We start from the raw sequence: 18078 nt of genomic DNA on the forward strand, positions 1-18078 counted from the left end.
CCGGACGCCGTGGCATCCGGAGCCTCCTCGAACCTGCCGGGCTAGCGCAGCGACGTGGCGCGGGCTTCGCGGCGGTTGTGGCGGAAGGTGTTGGCCCTCCGCGTCGTCGCGAACAGCGGAATGGTCGCAGCCATCGCGATCTGCAGGGCACAGCCGGTCTGGAGCAGCAGCTGACCGCCCGGGGCGTCGAACGCCCAGGCCGCCAGCAGCCCCATCGCGCTGATGATCCAGCAGAGCATCGCCACCGCGAGGACACCCCGCGGCTTGGGGTACTCGACCCGGCTCACCATCAGCCACGCCACCCCGATGATCGCCAGCAGCGTCGGGATGAACGGGAGTTCCAGCAGCACGATCGAAACGACCGTCAGCGCGCCGAAGGGGCTCGGCATGCCCTGGAACATGCCGTCCTTCATCGTCACGCAGCTGAATCTCGCGAGCCGGAGCACCACGGCGAGCAGCACCACGATCGCGGCCAGCGCCGACATCTTCTGGTCCGCGTCGACGGCGACCATGCCGTAGACGAGGACGAAGTAGGCCGGAGCGAGACCGAAGCTGATCAGGTCGGACAGGTTGTCCAGCTCGGCACCCATCGGCGAGCTGCGCAGCTTGCGGGCCACGATGCCGTCGAAGAGGTCGAAGACCGCGGCGAGCAGCATCAGTATCACCGCCGTGGCGGCGCTGTTGCGTGCCATGCCCGTCTCGCCGCTCCCGGTGAGGTGCGGGATGAGGATCCCGGTGGTGGTGAAGTACACCGCCATGAATCCGCACGTGGCGTTGCCGAGGGTGAGGGTGTCCGCTATCGACAGCCGCAGCGAGAGCGGCATGTCGTCCTCGGCGGACTCCTCCTCGGAGGACTCGGGCACCCAGCCGGCGGCCGGAGTCTCAGGGTCAGTCACGGTCAATTCGTGTCACCCCCGCGGTGGTGGCCTGACCGACCTCGACCGCGACCTCGACGCCCTCCGGGAGGTAGATGTCGACGCGGGAGCCGAAGCGGATCAGACCGATGCGTTCGCCCTGCTCCACCTTGGTGCCGGCCGGCAGGTACGGGACGATGCGCCGGGCCACGGCGCCGGCGATCTGCACCATCTCGATGTCACCGAGCTCGGTGTCGAAGTGCCAGACAACGCGCTCGTTGTTCTCGCTCTCCTTGTTGAAGGCCGGGACGAATCCGCCGGGGATGTGCTCCACGGACGTCACCGTGCCCGCGAGGGGCGCGCGGTTGACGTGGACGTTGAGCGGGCTCATGAAGATCGCGACCCGGGTCCGTCCGTCCTTCCACGGCATGATGCTCTGCACCACACCGTCGGCGGGCGAGATGACACGGCCCTGAGCGATCTCACGCTCGGGGTCACGGAAGAACCACAGCATGCCCGCGGCGAGCGCGGTTGCGGGCACGGCCACAGCGGCCCAGCGCCCGGACCTGCGGGCCCGGGTGAGGCTGAGCGCCGCGGTGGCGACGGTCGGCAGAAGCCACGGCGATGCTCCGCGGGCGAGACGTACGCCGAGTCGGCTGTCGCGGGGTGCAGAGGTTTGGCTGTGGGGCATGGATGACCTTCGTAGCGGGTGATTGCCGCGCCGCAAACAGGGGGACGGGACGGCGGCTTTACTGGAATGCTATCGGTTGCGCGCAACAACTGGGCAAGCCAGAAGCCGAGTCGATGGCCGTCGGCCAGTGACTGCTAGTGACCTTGCTGCGACGGACCCGGGTAAGATCCGCCGCAAAAGGGACTTTCAGCCCTGGAGTCGGTACTCCTCGAGCAGGCGTCGCCCGATGATCATTTTCTGGATCTCGGCGGTACCTTCGCCGATCAGCAGCATCGGTGCCTCGCGGTAGAGGCGCTCGATCTCGTACTCCTTCGAGAATCCGTATCCACCGTGGATGCGGAAGGCGTCCTCCACCACCTCCTTGCAGTATTCGGAGGCGAGGTACTTCGCCATCCCTGCTTCGAGGTCGTTTCGTTCCCCAGAGTCCTTTTTGCGTGCTGCATTCACCATCATCGCATGAGCGGCTTCGACCTTGGTAGCCATCTCGGCCAGCTTGAACTGGATGGCCTGGTGTTCGGCGATCGCCTTGCCGAAAGTGTGACGTTGCTGGGCATACGAGACGCCGAGCTCGAAAGCACGCTGAGCGACGCCGCAGCCACGCGCCGCCACGTTGACGCGGCCGACCTCGACCCCGTCCATCATTTGGTAAAACCCTCGGCCGGTCCGGCCTCCGAGGACGCGATTGGCCGGAATGCGCAGTCCGTCCATGATGAGCTCGGTCGTGTCGACGCCCTTGTAGCCCATCTTGTCGATCTTGCCGGGGATGGTCAGGCCGGGGCGGACCTCGCCGAAGCCGGGCTCCTTCTCGACGAGGAAGGTCGTCATCGACTTGTGGGGCGCGGTGCCCTCGGGGTGTCCTTCGTCACTCCGGACGAGAACGGCCACCAGCGTGGAGCTGCCGCCGTTCGTCAGCCACATCTTCTGGCCGTTCAGGACGTACTCGTCGCCGTCCCTGACCGCCTTGGACGAGATGGCCGACACGTCGGAGCCGAGGGCCGGCTCGGACATCGAGAAGGCGCCGCGCACCTCGCCCAGCGCCATGCGCGGGAGGAAGTGGTCCTTCTGCTCCTGCGTGCCGTGCTGCTTGAGCATGTACGCCACGATGAAGTGCGTGTTGATGATGCCCGAGACGGACATCCAGCCCCGTGCGATCTCCTCGACGCACAGGGCGTAGGTGAGGAGCGACTCACCCAGGCCGCCGTACTCCTCCGGGATCATCAGCCCGAAGAGGCCGAGCTCCTTGAGGCCGTCGACGATCGCTTGCGGGTACTCGTCGCGGTGCTCCAGCTCGGTGGCGACCGGGATGATCTCCTTGTCGACGAACTCGCGGACGGTCTTGAGGATCTCCCGCTGGACGTCGGTCAGCCCGGCGGTCTGGGCGAGTCGGGCCATGGCTACTTCTCCTGGGTCTTCAGCTGGGGGCGGCCGGGCTGCTCGCCGCCGCGCTCCTTGATGTACGTCTCGGTCGGGACCATCACCTTGCGCCGGAAGACGCAGACGAGGGTGCCGTCCTGCTTGTAGCCCTTGGTCTCGACGTAGACGATGCCGCGGTCGTTCTTCGACTTCGACGGGGTCTTGTCGAGGACCGTGGTCTCGCCGTAGATCGTGTCGCCGTGGAAGGTCGGCGCCACGTGCCGCAGGGACTCGATCTCCAGGTTGGCGATGGCCTTCCCGGAGACGTCCGGCACGGACATGCCGAGCAGCAGCGAGTAGATGTAATTGCCCACGACCACGTTCTTGCCGAAGTCGGTGGTGTTCTCGGCGTAGTTCGCGTCCATGTGGAGCGGGTGGTGGTTCATGGTCAGGAGGCAGAAGAGGTGGTCGTCGTACTCCGTGACCGTCTTCCCGGGCCAGTGCTTGTAGACCGCCCCGACCTCGAACTCCTCGTACGTGCGTCCGAACTGCATGGCCCTACGCCTCCGGGATCTCGAACTTGGTGGTGCGCTGCATGCCGGCGGCCCGCCCCTTGCCGGCGATGACCAGGGCCATCTTGCGGCTGGCCTCGTCGATCATCTCGTCGCCGAGCATCGCGGAGCCCTTCTTGCCGCCGGCCTCCGACGTGCACCAGTCGTACGCGTCGAGGATCAGCTCGGCGTGGTCGTAGTCCTCCTGGGAGGGGGAGAAGACCTCGTTGGCCGCGTCGACCTGGCCGGGGTGCAGCACCCACTTGCCGTCGAAGCCCAGCGCGGCCGCCCGGCCCGCCACCTCGCGGTAGGCGTCCACGTCGCGGATCTGCAGGAAGGGGCCGTCGATGGCCTGGAGGTTGTGCGTCCGGGCCGCCATCAGGATCCGCATGAGGATGTAGTGGTAGGCGTCCGCCGGGTAGCCGGGCGGCTGCATGCCCACGACCAGGGACTTCATGTTGATCGAGGCCATGAAGTCGGCCGGACCGAAGATGATCGTCTCCAGCCGGGGGGAGGCGGCGGCGATCTCGTCGACGTTCACCAGGCCCTTGGCGTTCTCGATCTGCGCCTCGATGCCGATCTTGCCGACCTCGAAGCCCATGGTCTTCTCGATCTGGGTCAGGAGGAGGTCGAGGGCCACGACCTGCTGGGCGTCCTGGACCTTGGGCAGCATGATGCAGTCGAGGTTCTGGCCCGCACCCTCGACGACGGTGATGACGTCGCGGTAGGTCCAGTGGGTGGTCCAGTCGTTGACGCGCACGACGCGGGTCTTGCCGGTCCAGTCGCCGTTGTTCAGCGCGTCCACGATGGTGTGGCGGGCGCCTTCCTTGGCGAGCGGGGCGCAGGCGTCCTCCAGGTCCAGGAAGACCTGGTCGGCCGGCAGGCCCTGGGCCTTCTCCAGGAACCGCGGGTTCGAGCCGGGCACCGCGAGGCAGGAGCGACGCGGGCGAAGGCGGTTCACCGGGTGGACTGGCGTGGTCATGCGGGGACCTCCGTGCTTGCAACGAGTGCGTTGTCTGTGTCGAGGGGGGCGAGCTTGTTGGCCTTGCGGATCTCGTCGACGATACGGCCGATGATCTCCGTGATGCCGAAGTCCTTCGGGGTGAAGACCGCGGCGACCCCCGCGGCCTTGAGCGCGACGGCGTCGGCGTTCGGAATGATGCCTCCGACGATGACGGGGATGTCACCCGCCCCCGCTCCGCGCAGCCGCTCCAGGACGTCCGGGACGAGGGCGCTGTGCGATCCGGACAGGATGGACAGTCCCACGCAGTGCACGTCCTCGGCCAGCGCGGCGGAGGAGATCTCCTCAGGCGTCAGCCTGATGCCCTGGTAGACCACTTCGAAGCCGGCGTCGCGGGCGCGGACGGCGATCTGCTCGGCCCCGTTGGAGTGCCCGTCCAGGCCGGGCTTGCCCACCAGCAGGCGCAGCCGGCCCGAGCCGAGCTCATCGGCGGTGCGGGCGACCTTCTCGCGGACCTCGTGCATCGGAGTGCCCGGTTCGGCGGCCACGGCGACGGGGGCCGACGAGACCCCGGTCGGGGCCCGGAACTCGCCGAACACCTCGCGCAGCGCGCCCGCCCACTCACCGGTGGTGACACCGGCCCGGGCGCACTCCAGGGTGGCCTCCATCAGGTTCTCGGTGCCCGCCGCGGCCTCCTTGAGGCGTTCCAGCGCCTGCTGCGTGGTGGGGAAGACGAACGGGTCGCCGTTCCCCTGCCGGTCCGAGGACTCCTGCCGCTCGGTGCGCCAGCGGGCGATCCGCTCGACGGTGAAGGCCTCCACGGCCGGGTCCACCGTCATGATGGCGCCGTCGAGGTCGGCCGTCAGCGGGTTCGGCTCGGTCTGCTCGAAGCAGTTCACGCCGACGATCTTGTCCTCGCCGGCCTCGATCCGCGCGCGCCGCTCGGCGTGCGAGGAGACCAGCTGGGACTTCAGGTACCCGGACTCGACGGCGGCCATGGCGCCGCCCATCTCCTGGATCCGGTCGATCTCGGCCAGGCAGTCGGCGACCAGGGAGTCGACTTTGGCCTCGATGACGTGGGATCCGGCGAAGATGTCGTCGTACTCCAGCAGGTCGCTCTCGTGGGCGAGGACCTGCTGGATGCGCAGCGACCACTGCTGGTCCCACGGGCGGGGCAGGCCCAGCGCCTCGTTCCAGGCGGGCAGCTGCACCGCGCGGGCGCGGGCGTCCTTGGAGAGGGTGACCGCGAGCATCTCCAGCACGATGCGCTGGACGTTGTTCTCCGGCTGTGCCTCGGTGAGCCCCAGGGAGTTGACCTGGACGCCGTAACGGAAGCGGCGCTGCTTCGCGTTCTCGATGCCGTAGCGCTCCTTGGTGACCTTGTCCCAGATGCGGCCGAAGGCGCGCATCTTGCACATCTCCTCGATGAAGCGGACGCCCGCGTTCACGAAGAAGGAGATACGGGCGACCACCTCGCCGAAGCGCTCCTGGGGAACCTGCCCCGAGTCGCGCACCGAGTCGAGGACGGCGATCGCCGTGGACATCGCGTACGAGATCTCCTGGACCGGGGTGGCCCCGGCCTCCTGCAGGTGGTAGCTGCAGATGTTGATCGGGTTCCACTTCGGGATGTGGTTGACCGTGTACGCGATCATGTCGGTCGTCAGCCGCAGGGACGGCCCCGGCGGGAAGACGTGCGTCCCGCGCGAGAGGTACTCCTTGACGATGTCGTTCTGGGTGGTGCCCTGGAGCTGGGAGATGTCAGCCCCCTGCTCCTCGGCGGCCACCTGGTAGAGCGCCAGCAGCCACATGGCGGTGGCGTTGATCGTCATCGAGGTGTTCATCTGCTCCAGGGGTATGTCCTGGAACAGCCGCCGCATGTCGCCCAGATGGGAGACCGGGACCCCGACCCGGCCCACCTCGCCGCGGGCGAGGATGTGGTCGGGGTCGTAGCCGGTCTGCGTCGGCAGGTCGAACGCGACCGACAGGCCGGTCTGGCCCTTGGCGAGGTTGCGGCGGTACAGCTCGTTGGACGCCTCGGCCGTGGAGTGGCCGGCGTACGTCCGCATGAGCCACGGACGGTCCTTCTGGCGCTCTGTCATCTCAGGCTGTCCCTTAGGCCTTTGAACGGACTCAGACGTTGCGGAAGCGGTTGATGGCGTCGAGGTGCTTGGCGCGCATCTCGTGGTCGCGGACGCCCAGGCCCTCCTCGGGGGCCAGCGCGAGGACGCCGACCTTGCCCTGGTGGAGGTTGCGGTGGACGTCGTAGGCGGCCTGGCCGGTCTCCTCCAGGGAGTAGACCTTCGACAGGGTGGGGTGGATCTTGCCCTTGGCGATCAGGCGGTTGGCCTCCCACGCCTCGCGGTAGTTGGCGAAGTGCGAGCCGACGATCCGCTTCAGCGACATCCACAGGTAGCGGTTGTCGTACTGGTGCATGTAGCCCGAGGTCGAGGCGCAGGTGGTGATGGTGCCGCCCTTGCGGGTGACGTAGACCGAGGCGCCGAAGGTCTCGCGGCCCGGGTGCTCGAAGACGATGTCGATGTCCTCGCCGCCGGTCAGCTCGCGGATCTTGGAGCCGAAGCGCTTCCACTCGCGGGGGTCCTGGGTGTTCTCGTCCTTCCAGAACTTGTAGCCCTCGGCGTTGCGGTCGATGACCGCCGTGGCGCCCATGGACCGGCAGATGTCGGCCTTCTCGGGGGAGGAGACGACGCAGATCGGGTTGGCGCCGCCGGCCAGCGCGAACTGGGTGGCGTAGGAGCCGAGGCCGCCGCTGGCGCCCCAGATCAGGACGTTGTCGCCCTGCTTCATGCCGGCGCCGTTGCTGGAGACCAGCTGGCGGTAGGCGGTGGAGTTGACCAGGCCGGGGGAGGCGGCCTCCTCCCAGCTCAGGTGGTCGGGCTTGGGCATCAGCTGGTTCGACTTGACGAGCGCGATTTCGGCCAGGCCGCCGAAGTTGGTCTCGAAGCCCCAGATGCGCTGCTCGGGGTCGAGCATCGTGTCGTTGTGGCCGTCCGAGGACTCCAGCTCGACGGAGAGGCAGTGCGCGACGACCTCGTCGCCCGGGTTCCAGGCGTTGACGCCGGGGCCGGTGCGCAGGACGACGCCCGCGAGGTCGGAGCCGATGACGTGGTACGGGAGGTCGTGGCGCTTGGTGAGCTCCGACAGGCGCCCGTAGCGCTCCAGGAAGCTGAAGGTGGAGACGGGCTCGAAGATCGAGGTCCACACGGAGTTGTAGTTGACCGAGGAGGCCATGACGGCCACCAGGGCCTCGCCGGGGCCCAGCTCGGGGAGCGGCACGTGGTCCAGGTGCAGGGACTTGCGCGGGTCCTTCTCGCGCGTGGTGAGCCCGGCGAACATCTCCGCCTCGTCCTTGTGCACGGTGACCGCGCGGTAGGAGTCGGGCAGCGGCAGGGCTGCGAAGTCTGCGGCGGTGGCGGACTGCGACTGAATCGCGTCCAGGATGTCCTTCACGGTGAGCCTCCGGCTAGCGCTGATGAGGGTGCGCTGAGGTGAACGGGTGCGTGGTGCGGGTTGCGGTGTGCCGTCGGTCCGGCGGTGCTGTGGTGCTGGGCGCCGCCCGTGGTGGGGCGTGCGGGTGCCTGGTGACGCAGGCGTCCGGGGCGCGTTCCGTGCCGTGTGGGCGTGGGTCGCGGGGACATCCGGACGACTTCAACGTATGGCACCCCGTGTCACCCGGCAAGGCACCGCGTGCCAAAACTTTCTCTCATTTGCCTATTGACCTGCGCAGATGAGCGATGATCGATCAGAGTTACTGTCGAGTAGGGGCAAGCCGGACATACGAAAGCGGCCGCCCCCTCCTCGGGGGCGGCCGCTGTGACGAGCATCGCTTCCGGTGCGGCTACCTCGCGCGCAGTGCCTCTTCGATGGTCCGCATGACCTCGTCCAGAGGCGCGTCGGTACGCGCCACCGCCACCAGCACCTCGCCCTCCGTGCGGACCGCCGCCGGCGCGGAGGGCGCCGCCGTGCTCAGGGTGCGGCCCGCGCCGATCCCGGTGCCGAAGGTCTTGCGCACGATCGAGAAGGCGTGGTCCAGCTGCGCCTCCACGTCGCCCTGGCCGCCGGCCCGCAGCCAGCGCCGCAGCACGTGGTTGTGGGCCGTGACCACGGCCGAGGCGGCCACCTCGGCCAGGAGCGGGTCGTCGTTGCCGTCGTGGTGGTCGGTCTCGTCGAAGTGCGCCAGCAGGTAGCGCGTGAAGAGCCGCTCGTACCGGGCCACGGAGGCGATCTCGCGCTCCCGCAGCGCCGGCACCTCGCGGGTCAGCCGGTAGCGCTCCACCGACACCGCGGGCGAGGCGGCGTACATCTTCATGACTTCCTTGATCCCGCGGCACACCGTGTCGAGCGGGTGCTCGTGCGCCGGGGCGACGTCCAGGACGGCTTCGGCGCGGATCAGGGTGTCGTCGTGGTCGGGGAAGATCGCCTCTTCCTTCGACCGGAAGTGCCGGAAGAAGGTCCGCCGCGCGACGCCCGCCGTCGCGGCGATCTCGTCGACCGTCGTCGCCTCGTACCCCTTGGTGGCGAACAGCTCCATGGCCGCCGTGGCGAGCTCACGGCGCATTTTGAGCCGCTGGGCGGCAGCCCGGGTGCCGGCCGCGCTCTCCGGGGCGTCGGGGGCCGAGGAGGCGCGGGGCGAGGTCTTGGCGGGCTGGGACATAGAGCGAAAGTACTTCATTCGCGCAGGGGAGCGCGCCTGAGGGGGGTGGGAGAGGGGGGGATGCGGGGGAGAGCCCGCACTGGGCTCGGGAGGGTCAGTCCGCCGTGAGGGTCCGGCGGACCCGAGCAGCCCTCCCCACGCATCCGGCTCATGGCCCGCTCGGTTACCGCCGGGCGTACTCACGGAATCCGCGGCCGGTCTTCCGGCCCAGGCAGCCCGCCGCCACCAGGTGCTCCAGCAGCGGGGACGGGGCCAGGCCCGGGTCGCGGAACTCCTTGTGGAGAACCTTCTCGATGGCCAGCGAGACGTCGAGGCCGACCACGTCGAGCAGCTCGAACGGTCCCATCGGGTAGCCGCCGCCCAGCTTCATCGCCGCGTCGATCTGGTCGAGGCTCGCGTAGTGCTCCTCGACCATCTTGATCGCGTTGTTGAGGTACGGGAACAGCAGCGCGTTCACGATGAAGCCGGCCCGGTCGCCGCAGTCCACGGGGTGCTTGCGCACCTTCACGCAGATCTCGCGGACCGTGGCGTGCACGTCGTCGGCCGTCAGGACGGTCCGGACCACCTCGACCAGCTTCATCGCCGGCGCCGGGTTGAAGAAGTGCATGCCGATCACGTCCTGCGGACGCGAGGTCACCCGGGCCACCGCGATCACCGGCAGCGAGGACGTGGTGGTGGCCAGCACCGCACCCGGCTTGCAGACCTTGTCCAGCGCCGCGAACAGCTCCTGCTTGACCGCCAGGTCCTCGGCGACCGCCTCCACCGCCAGGTCCACCTCGGCGAAGGCGTCCAGCGACCCGGCCGGGGTGATCCGGCCCAGGGTCCCGTCGGCCGCCTCCTGTGTCAGCCGGCCCTTGGACACCGCACGGCCCAGGGACTTGCCGATGGCGGCCTTGGCGGCCTCCGCCTTCTCCTGGCTGCGAGCCGCCAGGACCACGTCGAACCCGGACTGGGCGAAGACCTGCGCGATGCCGCTCGCCATGGTGCCGGAGCCGGCCACGCCGACCGAGCTCACCGGGCGGCCCGCACCCAGCAGGGACCCGTCCAGCGGGGTCTGCAGGTCACGCACGATCACCGAGCTGCCGGGCGCCTCGTACGTGTAGAAGCCGCGCCCGGACTTCTGCCCGGCCAGCCCGGCCTCGGCCAGCTGCCCCAAAATCGGGGCCGGGGCGTGCAGCCGGTCGCCGGAGGAGGCGTACATGGCCTCCAGGACCGTGCGGGCCGTGTCCACGCCGATCAGGTCGAGCAGCGCGAGCGGGCCCATGGGCAGGCCGCAGCCGAGCCGCATCGCGGCGTCGATGTCCTCGCGGGAGGCGTACTTCGCCTCGTACATGGCGGCGGCCTGGTTGAGGTAGCCGAAGAGCAGGCCGTCCGCGACGAAACCGGGCCGGTCGCCGACCGCGACGGGCTCCTTGCCGAGCTCGCGGGCCAGCTCCGTGACCGCTTCCACGGCCGTCGGGGCGGTCAGGACGCAGGAGACGACCTCGACCAGCTTCATCGCCGGGACCGGATTGAAGAAGTGCAGGCCGAGCACGCGCTCGGGGCGCTGGGACTCGGCGGCGAGCCGGGTCACCGACAGGGCGTTGGTGCCCGTCGCCAGGATGGTGTCGGGCCGCACGACCGCGTCGAGCTCGCGGAAGACCTGCTGCTTGACCTCGTACGACTCCGGCACGACCTCGATGACGAGATCGGCCTCGGCCGCGGCGGCCAGGTCGGTGAAGGTGCGGAATCGGGCCAGGACGTCCGCCCGCTCCTGCTCGGTGAGCCGCTCCCGGGTGACGGAACGCGCCGTCGCCGCGGCGAGGGAGGCCGAGGCCCGGCGGGCGGCGCTCTCGCTGATGTCGATGCCGATGACCTCGCGGCCGGCCCGGGCGAGGACCTCGGCGATGCCGGTGCCCATCGTGCCGAGTCCGACGACGGCGATGGTCTGGAGGGTGGGCTGACTGGACTGACGGTCCATCGAGGGACTCCAGTGGAAGAGGGTGACGACTGAGGGGAGCGCGCGGCGCACAGCGCGCGCGGATGCCGTACGGAATGCCGTGCGGTGAGGAGCCCGGGCGCGGACGGCCCGGACGGGGAACCCGGCGGGCGGACCCGGGGGCGGAAGCGGCAGGACCCTGTCCCGGGGTCATGCCGTGCATGCGAAACGAACCGACCGGCACGAGGCGGCTGCGTCACCAGGCCGCCCTCGTACGTGTTGCAACGACAGTAACTCGCCGGTAACTGGTGCGCCAGAGCGCGGAGATGTGACCTGTACCGCCGAAATGTACCGATCATCGATCATCGATCAACCGCGCTTGATCATCTGCGTGAACCCGGCGTGCCGACCGCCCCGCCCCCCTAGGGTGGGCCGGGTGAACGACGTGCTGGAGCGCCTGCGGGCGGAGGCGGGCGGGTCCCCCGAGTACGAGGTACTGCTCGCGGCCGGGCCCGACGCTCTCGCGGACTCCCTGACCTCGGCCGGGCTGCCCCTGTGGGCCCGCGAACTGGCCGCGTACCGGCTCGGGCTCGCCGGGGACCGGCGCGCCTTCGAATCCCTCGTGCTGCTCCTCAACCACCGGGACCCGCCCCGCTGCGCCGCCGCCGCCGAGGCCTTGGCCGTCCTCGGCGACCCGCGCACCGCCCGCGCGGCCGCGGCCCTCGCCACCAACGGCCTGCGCACGGCCTACGCCCTCCAGCCCGTCCGGCTGCTCACCGCGCTCCGCGCCCCCGAGTCCGTACCGGCCCTGCTCGCCACCCTGTCCGCGCTGCTGTCCCCGAACGACCCCTACTGGCGGGTGGCCCTGGCCTGCGTCGAGGGACTGGGCGCCCTCGGCGACCCCCGCGCACGCGAAATCCTCACCCGCGCCCAGTCCCATCCCCGCCTGGCCGTGGCCGCCACGACCGCCCTGCGGGCCCTCGAGGACTGAGTGGCGCCGTCGAGGACTGACAGGAGCGGCCCACGACCGGTCACGGAGGAAGCCACCCGACCCGCATGTCCGCACCCGAAGGGGTCGGTGCGCCTCGAGGAGAATCCCCGGCCGTCCAGGTCTCGGCCCTGGCCCCGTGGGCACTCCTGGTGGAGGTGGAGGCCTTCGCGGTGCTGCCGGCCCGAGGCCCGGCAGACCGGCCGGCAGGCGGGCTGCCGGACCGCCCGCCGGCCCCTGCGGTCAGCCGCGGAAGCCCAGCAGGCCGTGCAGGGCGGCGCCGCCCGCCGAGGATGGCACGGCCCGGGTCGCCGCCGTCGGCTGCGGGGCCGCCTGCGCGGGGCAGGCGGCGTCCGCGGCCTGCCCCGTCCTCAGGTAGGCCGCCACCTTCTCGTCCAGGCACTTGTTCCCGCTCAGGGCGATGCCGTGGTTGCCGCCGCCCTCCTCGACCACCAGGGCCGCGCCCGACAGCTTCTCCCGCATGCTGACCGCCCCGTGGAAGGGCGTCGCCGCGTCGTCCGTCGCCTGCAGGAGCAGGGCGGGCGGCAGATCCGCGTTGGTCACGTCCGGGGCCCGGAGGGGCTCGGTCGGCCAGAACGCGCACGGCGCGTTGTACCAGGCGTTGTTCCAGGTCATGAACGGCGCCTTGGTGTGGGTGCGCCACATGTCCGCGCGCCACTCGTTCCAGTCCCGGGGCCAGGCCGAGTCCCGGCACTGGACCGCCGTGTAGACGCTGTAACTGTTGCCCGCCGAGGGCTCCACCGCGCCGAACCGCTCGTATGCCGCCACCAGGGGCTTCGGGTCCCTTTTCACCGCGTAGGCCGCGAAGGCCTCCGCGAGGCTGGGCCAGTAGCCGTTGTAGTAGCCGCCCGGCATGTAGGTGTCCTCCAGCTCCGACGGGCCCACCTTGCCGCCGGCCGGCGCCCCCCGCAGCGCCTGCCGCATCGCGTACCAGCGCGCCTCGACCGCCGCAGGGTCGGTGCCGAGCCGATACGTGGCGTCGTGCCGGGCGATCCACGCGAGGAACGCCTTGTGGCGGGCGTCGAAGGCGAGGTCCTGGGCGAGGTTGTCCTGGTACCAGACCCCGTTCGGGTCGACCACGGAGTCAAGGACGAGCCGGTGCACCCGGCCCGGGTGGAGCTTGGCGTAGACCGCGCCCAGGTAGGTCCCGTAGGAGTAGCCGAAGTAGCTGATGCGCTCCGCACCGAGGGCGGTGCGCAGGACCTCGATGTCCCGGGCGGCCGAGACGGTGCCGATGTGCGGCAGCACGTCCGCGTGCTTGGCGCCGCAGGATTCGGCGAAGGTCCGTACGCGGTCCAGGTTGGCGTGCTCGGTGGCCGCGTCCTGCGGTACGGAGTCGGGCCGTACCGGGGAGAAGTGCCCGGCCCCGCAGTCGAGGGCGGGCTCGCTCTTGCCGACGCCCCGGGGATCGAAGCCGATCACGTCGTACTGCGCCGCCACGTCCTTGGGCAGGGCGGAGGCGACGAACCCGGCGAGCGCGCGCCCGCTGCCGCCCGGGCCGCCCGGGTTCACCAGCAGCGGGCCCTGGGAGGTCTTGGCGGTGTGGGGGACCCGGGTCAGCGCGAGCGTGATCGTCCGGCCGGCGGGCCGGTCGTGGTCGAGAGGCACCTCGAGGGACGCGCACTGCAGCGTCGGGTAGCGGGGCGTCGCGCAGCCGGTCCAGCGCAGGGCGGCCTGCGCGGCCGCCGCGGCCGCGGGCGATGCAGGGGCGGCCGTCACCGGACTCGTGAGGGCGGCGGCGACGGTGGAGATCGCCAGCAGGACGGCGGCGCGCTTCTTCAAGGGGTGGAGCATGGGGCCTCCCAGCCGAGGGTTCTGGGCGGAATCGTCCCGGAAACCACGCCTGGAAGGCGGCATTGGAAGGGCTATTGGCCCGATGTGATGACCGTTCAGGGCGTGATGGACGTCAGAGGAGGGTGAGCTGGGTGGCCCCGGCCGGCTCGGGCCCGTCCGGGCGTTCGGGGCCCGTGGTCCTGCGGGTATCGCCCCGCCGGGCCGGGCCGATGCCGAATTCGGCGGCCAGTTCGTGGACTTGGCGGGTGATCGTCCGCTGGTACCAGGTGGGCGCGTACGAGCCGCCCGCGTACATCCGCTCGTAGCGCTCGACGAGGTGCGGGTGGTGCTTGCCCAGCCAGGCGGTGAACCACTCGCGGGCCCCCGGCCGCAGATGGAGTACCAGGGGTGTCACCGAGGTGGCGCCGGACTCGGCGACGGCCCGCACGGTGGCCCGCAGCTGGGCGGGGGAGTCGCCGAGGAAGGGGATGACCGGGGCCATCAGCACCCCGCACTCGATCCCGGCGCCGGTCAGGGTCCGTACGGCGTTCAGCCGGGCGGCCGGCGAGGGGGTCCCGGGCTCCACGGTCCGCCACAGGGCCGTGTCGGTGAAGCCGACGGAGACCGAGATCCCCACCTCGGTGACCTCGGCGGCCTCGCGCAGGAGGGGGAGGTCGCGCAGGATCAGCGTGCCCTTGGTGAGGATCGAGAAGGGGTTGGCCCGGTCGCGCAGGGCCTCGATGATCCCCGGCATCAGCCGGTAGCGGCCCTCGGCGCGCTGGTAGCAGTCCACGTTGGTGCCCATGGCGATGTGCGCGCCGGTCCAGCGGGGTGCGGCCAGCTCGCGGCGCAGCAGTTCGGGGGCGTTGGTCTTGACGACGATCTGGGAGTCGAAGCCGAGGCCGGTGTCGAGGTCGAGGTAGCTGTGCGTCTTGCGGGCGAAGCAGTACACGCATGCGTGGCTGCAGCCGCGGTAGGGGTTGACGGTCCACTCGAACGGCATGCGCGATGCGCCGGGGACCCGGTTGACGATCGACCGGGCCCGTACCTCGTGGAAGGTGATCCCCCGGAACTCGGGTGTGTCGACGGTGCGCGTCACGACGGCGCCGGCCCCGAAGAGCGCGGCCGGCCCCGCGGGGCCCTCGGTCAGGTTCTCCCAGCGCATGGTGCGCCTCCCTTGCTGGCTCTGCCGAGAGAATAGAACAAACGTTCCCATGATCGTGCGGGCGCGGAAGCCCGCTGCTCGGCGGCCGACCCGGATTTGGGCCACCGCCCCGGAGGTGGTTGGCTTCGCCGTGACGAGCGGACACAACTGCTGGAGGAACAGGTATGGCGCAGGTCGAGGCCACCACGGAGCGCATCATCGGGGCCGACGCGGAGACGGTCTTCGACACGCTGGCCGACTACAGCGGAACCCGGGGCAAGCTGCTGCCCGAGCACTTCAGCGAGTACGAAGTGCTCGAGGGCGGCGACGGCGAGGGCACCCTGGTGCACTGGAAACTCCAGGCGACCAGCAAGCGCGTGCGCGACTGCCTGCTCGAGGTCACCGAGCCCACCGACGGACAGCTCGTGGAGAAGGACCGCAACTCCTCCATGGTCACCACCTGGGTGGTCACCCCGGCCGGCGAGGGCAGGTCCAAGGCCGTCGTCACCACCGTGTGGAACGGCGCCGGCGGCATCGGCGGCTTCTTCGAGCGCACCTTCGCGCCCAAGGGCCTCGGCCGCATCTACGACACCCTGCTGGCCAACCTGGCTGCGGAAGTCGAAGGCAAGGCCTGAGCAAGGCCGTTGCCCGGGCCCGGGCGGGCCCGGGCAGAGCCCCGCCGCCTCACCGGATCGGGTGGACTTTCCTCCCCGGCCCTTCCCGGCTGCGCCCCCGCCCCCCGGCCCTTCCCGGCTCCGCCCCCGACCCCTCCCGGCCGAACCGCGGCCGGGCGCCGGAACGGACGCCGCGCGCTGATCCACCCCGGAGCGGGGGACAGCCCTTAGGGTGGGCGCAGTGCGTGCCGGCCGCGTCGAGCGCGACCGCGCAACCGACTGCCCGGGGGCCCGATGAAGATCCTCATCTCCGCCGACATGGAAGGCGCCACCGGCGTCACCTGGCCCGCGGACGTGCTGCCCGGCACGCCCCAGTGGGAGCGCTGCCGCGGGATGTTCACCTCCGACGTCAACGCCGCCGTGCTCGGCTTCTACGACGGCGGCGCCGAGCGGGTGGTCATCAACGAGGCCCACTGGAGCATGCGCAACCTGCTGCTGGAGCGGCTCGACGCCCGGGCCGAGATGCTCACCGGCCGCCACAAGTCCCTCTCCATGGTCGAGGGCGTCCAGCGCGGCGACGTCGACGGCGTCGCCTTCGTCGGCTACCACACCGGTGCCGGCACCGAAGGCGTCCTGGCCCACACCTACCTGGCCAACTCCATCACCGGTGTCTGGCTCAACGGGACCCGCGCGAGCGAGGGGCTGCTCAACGCCCACGTCGTCGCCGAGTACGGGGTCCCGGTCATCCTGGTCACAGGGGACGACCTGACCTGTGTGGACGCCGCCGGTTACGCCCCGGAGGCGGTGACCGTCGCGGTCAAGGACCACGTCTCGCGCTACGCCGCCGTCTGCCGGACCCCCGCCCGCACCGCCGCCGACATCCGGGCCGCGGCCAAGGAGGCCACCGCCCTCGCCGTCCGGCGCGAACCGGTGCCCGGCGGCCCGTTCACCGTGGAGCTGGAGTTCGACGCCGAACACCTGGCCATGTCCGCCACCGTGGTTCCGGGGGTGCGGCGCAGCGGGGAGCGCAGGGTCGCGTACACCAGCGAGACGATGTACGAGGGGATCCGCGCCTTCAAGGCCGTCACGACGGTCGTCTCGGCGGCCGTGGAGGAGCAGTATGGCTGACATGCGCGCAATCGACACCGGGGTCCCCGCCGAAGCCGGCGGCGCCGTGAACGGATTCTCGGACGCCGGGAACGCCGTGGACACGGTCGACGCGGCGGCCCTCGACGAGGCCGTCGCCTTCACCTCGGACCTCATCAGGATCGACACCACCAACCGGGGCGGCGGCGACTGCCGCGAGCGGCCGGCCGCCGAATACGTCGCCGAACGGCTCGCCGCCGCCGGCCTGGAACCGCTCCTGCTGGAGCGCACCCCGGGCCGCACCAACGTCGTCGCCCGGATCCCGGGCGCCGACCCGTCCGCCGACGCCCTCCTCGTCCACGGACACCTCGACGTGGTCCCCGCCGAGGCCGCCGACTGGAGCGTGGACCCCTTCTCCGGCGAGGTCCAGGGCGGTGTCGTCTGGGGCCGTGGCGCCGTCGACATGAAGAACATGGACGCGATGGTGCTGGCCGTCGTACGCGCCTGGGCACGCGCGGGAGTCCGGCCGCGCCGGGACATCGTGATCGCCTACACCGCCGACGAGGAGGACAGCGCCGTCGACGGCTCCGGCTTCCTCGCAGACCACCACCCGGAACTCTTCGAAGGCTGTACGGAGGGCCTGAGCGAATCCGGCGCCTTCACCGTCCACACCGGCCGCGGCCGCGCCCTCTACCCGATCGCCGCCGGCGAACGCGGCACCGCCTGGCTGAAGTTGACCGCGCGCGGCACCACCGGCCACGGATCCAAGCCCAACACGGCCAACGCCGTCACCCGGCTCGCCGCCGCGGTCGCCCGGATCGGCGAGCACGAGTGGCCGGTCCGGCTCACCGGCACCGTGAGCGCGTGCATCACCGAACTCGCCGCCCTCCAGGGCCTGTCCGTCGACCCGCGGCGCCCCGGCTTCGACCTCGACTCGGTCCTCGGCAAGCTGGGTCCGGCCGCCGCCCTCGTGGAGGCGACCGTCCGCAACAGCGCCAACCCGACCATGCTCGACGCCGGTTACAAGCTGAACGTGATCCCCGGCCAGGCCACCGCCTTCGTCGACGGGCGCACCCTGCCCGGCGGCGAGGCCGAGTTCACCGCCACCCTCGACGCGCTCACCGGCCCGGACGTCACCTGGGAGTTCCACCACCGGGAGGTCGCGCTCGAGGCACCCGTGGACGGGCGGACCTACGCAGTCCTTCGCGAGTGCGTCGAGCGGTTCGACCCGGACGGGCACGTGGTGCCCTTCTGCATGGCGGGCGGCACCGACGCCAAGCAGTTCTCCCGGCTCGGCATCACCGGCTACGGCTTCTCCCCGCTGAAGCTGCCACCCGGCTTCGACTATTGGTCCCTCTTCCACGGCGTGGACGAGCGGGTCCCCGTCGAGGCCCTCCACTTCGGCGTCCGCGTCCTCGACCGCGCCCTGCGGACCCTGTGAACGGGGCCCGG

At 70.8% G+C, this 18078-nt stretch carries 15 protein-coding genes; 4 read left to right on the forward strand and 11 right to left on the reverse strand.

Translation table 11 applies throughout. From position 1 onward, the window contains the following. Window positions 1-41 precede the first annotated feature (41 nt). From pssA to ACZ6JS_RS18535, 9 genes are all read right to left on the reverse strand, one after another. Complete coding sequence (pssA, locus tag ACZ6JS_RS18495) at window positions 42-824, reverse strand: CDP-diacylglycerol--serine O-phosphatidyltransferase (RefSeq protein ID WP_220818446.1); 783 nt, start codon at window positions 822-824, stop codon at window positions 42-44. Between the two features lie 64 nt (window positions 825-888). Beyond that, on the reverse strand, window positions 889-1545 hold the full coding sequence (locus ACZ6JS_RS18500) for a phosphatidylserine decarboxylase (protein ID WP_469299133.1): 657 nt from the start codon (window positions 1543-1545) through the stop codon (window positions 889-891). Window positions 1546-1731: 186 nt separating this feature from the next. Further along, entirely contained in the window at window positions 1732-2937 is a 1206-nt protein-coding gene (locus tag ACZ6JS_RS18505; RefSeq protein WP_469299135.1) for an acyl-CoA dehydrogenase family protein, read from the reverse strand. 2 nt (window positions 2938-2939) lie between these two features. Then, window positions 2940-3452 carry a MaoC family dehydratase gene (locus tag ACZ6JS_RS18510; protein WP_030027414.1) on the reverse strand — a complete coding sequence of 171 codons (513 nt, stop codon included), beginning with the start codon at window positions 3450-3452 and terminating at the stop codon, window positions 2940-2942. Between the two features lie 4 nt (window positions 3453-3456). Beyond that, window positions 3457-4431: an HpcH/HpaI aldolase/citrate lyase family protein gene (locus tag ACZ6JS_RS18515; RefSeq protein ID WP_030962723.1), complete on the reverse strand. Its 975-nt coding sequence runs from the start codon at window positions 4429-4431 to the stop codon at window positions 3457-3459. Then, entirely contained in the window at window positions 4428-6509 is a 2082-nt protein-coding gene (locus ACZ6JS_RS18520) for a protein meaA (protein ID WP_469299137.1), read from the reverse strand. Before ACZ6JS_RS18520 ends, ACZ6JS_RS18515 begins: the two co-directional genes overlap by 4 nt. 31 nt (window positions 6510-6540) lie before the next feature. Then, complete coding sequence (gene ccrA, locus ACZ6JS_RS18525) at window positions 6541-7878, reverse strand: crotonyl-CoA carboxylase/reductase (RefSeq protein WP_469299139.1); 1338 nt, start codon at window positions 7876-7878, stop codon at window positions 6541-6543. Window positions 7879-8266: 388 nt separating this feature from the next. Then, window positions 8267-9082, reverse strand: a complete 816-nt coding sequence (locus ACZ6JS_RS18530; RefSeq protein ID WP_469299140.1) for a TetR family transcriptional regulator — start codon at window positions 9080-9082, stop codon at window positions 8267-8269. Between the two features lie 163 nt (window positions 9083-9245). Beyond that, window positions 9246-11042, reverse strand: coding sequence for a 3-hydroxyacyl-CoA dehydrogenase family protein (locus tag ACZ6JS_RS18535; RefSeq protein WP_469299142.1), 1797 nt, complete (start codon window positions 11040-11042; stop codon window positions 9246-9248). A 394-nt stretch (window positions 11043-11436) separates the two neighbouring features. Between ACZ6JS_RS18535 and ACZ6JS_RS18540 the strand changes: the two genes are divergently transcribed. After that, on the forward strand, window positions 11437-11991 hold the full coding sequence (locus ACZ6JS_RS18540; protein ID WP_469299144.1) for an adenylosuccinate lyase: 555 nt from the start codon (window positions 11437-11439) through the stop codon (window positions 11989-11991). A gap of 240 nt (window positions 11992-12231) precedes the next feature. Here ACZ6JS_RS18540 and ACZ6JS_RS18545 read toward each other — a convergent pair whose 3' ends face one another. Both ACZ6JS_RS18545 and ACZ6JS_RS18550 read right to left on the reverse strand, forming a co-directional pair. Continuing rightward, window positions 12232-13803, reverse strand: coding sequence for an alpha/beta hydrolase (locus tag ACZ6JS_RS18545; protein WP_469299145.1), 1572 nt, complete (start codon window positions 13801-13803; stop codon window positions 12232-12234). Between the two features lie 112 nt (window positions 13804-13915). Then, complete coding sequence (locus ACZ6JS_RS18550) at window positions 13916-14947, reverse strand: Rv2578c family radical SAM protein (protein WP_469299146.1); 1032 nt, start codon at window positions 14945-14947, stop codon at window positions 13916-13918. Between the two features lie 164 nt (window positions 14948-15111). Between ACZ6JS_RS18550 and ACZ6JS_RS18555 the strand changes: the two genes are divergently transcribed. From ACZ6JS_RS18555 to ACZ6JS_RS18565, 3 genes are all read left to right on the forward strand, one after another. Beyond that, window positions 15112-15561, forward strand: a complete 450-nt coding sequence (locus ACZ6JS_RS18555; RefSeq protein WP_469299148.1) for an SRPBCC family protein — start codon at window positions 15112-15114, stop codon at window positions 15559-15561. Between the two features lie 273 nt (window positions 15562-15834). After that, window positions 15835-16668: a M55 family metallopeptidase gene (locus tag ACZ6JS_RS18560; protein WP_469299150.1), complete on the forward strand. Its 834-nt coding sequence runs from the start codon at window positions 15835-15837 to the stop codon at window positions 16666-16668. Between the two features lies 1 nt (window position 16669). Further along, window positions 16670-18067 (forward strand): M20/M25/M40 family metallo-hydrolase, encoded by a 1398-nt coding sequence (locus ACZ6JS_RS18565; protein ID WP_469299151.1) that lies wholly within the window; start codon window positions 16670-16672, stop codon window positions 18065-18067. Window positions 18068-18078 lie beyond the last annotated feature (11 nt).

The organism is Streptomyces sp. NPDC046349 (assembly GCF_055587885.1).

Coding starts and splice junctions, on each gene's coding strand:
- pssA (WP_220818446.1), bottom strand. CDS start 824: ATGCCGCTCTCGCTGCGGCTGTCGATAGCGGACACCCTCACCCTCGGC.
- ACZ6JS_RS18500 (WP_469299133.1), bottom strand. CDS start 1,545: ATGCCCCACAGCCAAACCTCTGCACCCCGCGACAGCCGACTCGGCGTA.
- ACZ6JS_RS18505 (WP_469299135.1), bottom strand. CDS start 2,937: ATGGCCCGACTCGCCCAGACCGCCGGGCTGACCGACGTCCAGCGGGAG.
- ACZ6JS_RS18510 (WP_030027414.1), bottom strand. CDS start 3,452: ATGCAGTTCGGACGCACGTACGAGGAGTTCGAGGTCGGGGCGGTCTAC.
- ACZ6JS_RS18515 (WP_030962723.1), bottom strand. CDS start 4,431: ATGACCACGCCAGTCCACCCGGTGAACCGCCTTCGCCCGCGTCGCTCC.
- ACZ6JS_RS18520 (WP_469299137.1), bottom strand. CDS start 6,509: ATGACAGAGCGCCAGAAGGACCGTCCGTGGCTCATGCGGACGTACGCC.
- ACZ6JS_RS18530 (WP_469299140.1), bottom strand. CDS start 9,082: ATGTCCCAGCCCGCCAAGACCTCGCCCCGCGCCTCCTCGGCCCCCGAC.
- ACZ6JS_RS18535 (WP_469299142.1), bottom strand. CDS start 11,042: ATGGACCGTCAGTCCAGTCAGCCCACCCTCCAGACCATCGCCGTCGTC.
- ACZ6JS_RS18545 (WP_469299145.1), bottom strand. CDS start 13,803: ATGCTCCACCCCTTGAAGAAGCGCGCCGCCGTCCTGCTGGCGATCTCC.
- ACZ6JS_RS18550 (WP_469299146.1), bottom strand. CDS start 14,947: ATGCGCTGGGAGAACCTGACCGAGGGCCCCGCGGGGCCGGCCGCGCTC.
- ACZ6JS_RS18555 (WP_469299148.1), top strand. CDS start 15,112: ATGGCGCAGGTCGAGGCCACCACGGAGCGCATCATCGGGGCCGACGCG.
- ACZ6JS_RS18560 (WP_469299150.1), top strand. CDS start 15,835: ATGAAGATCCTCATCTCCGCCGACATGGAAGGCGCCACCGGCGTCACC.
- ACZ6JS_RS18565 (WP_469299151.1), top strand. CDS start 16,670: ATGCGCGCAATCGACACCGGGGTCCCCGCCGAAGCCGGCGGCGCCGTG.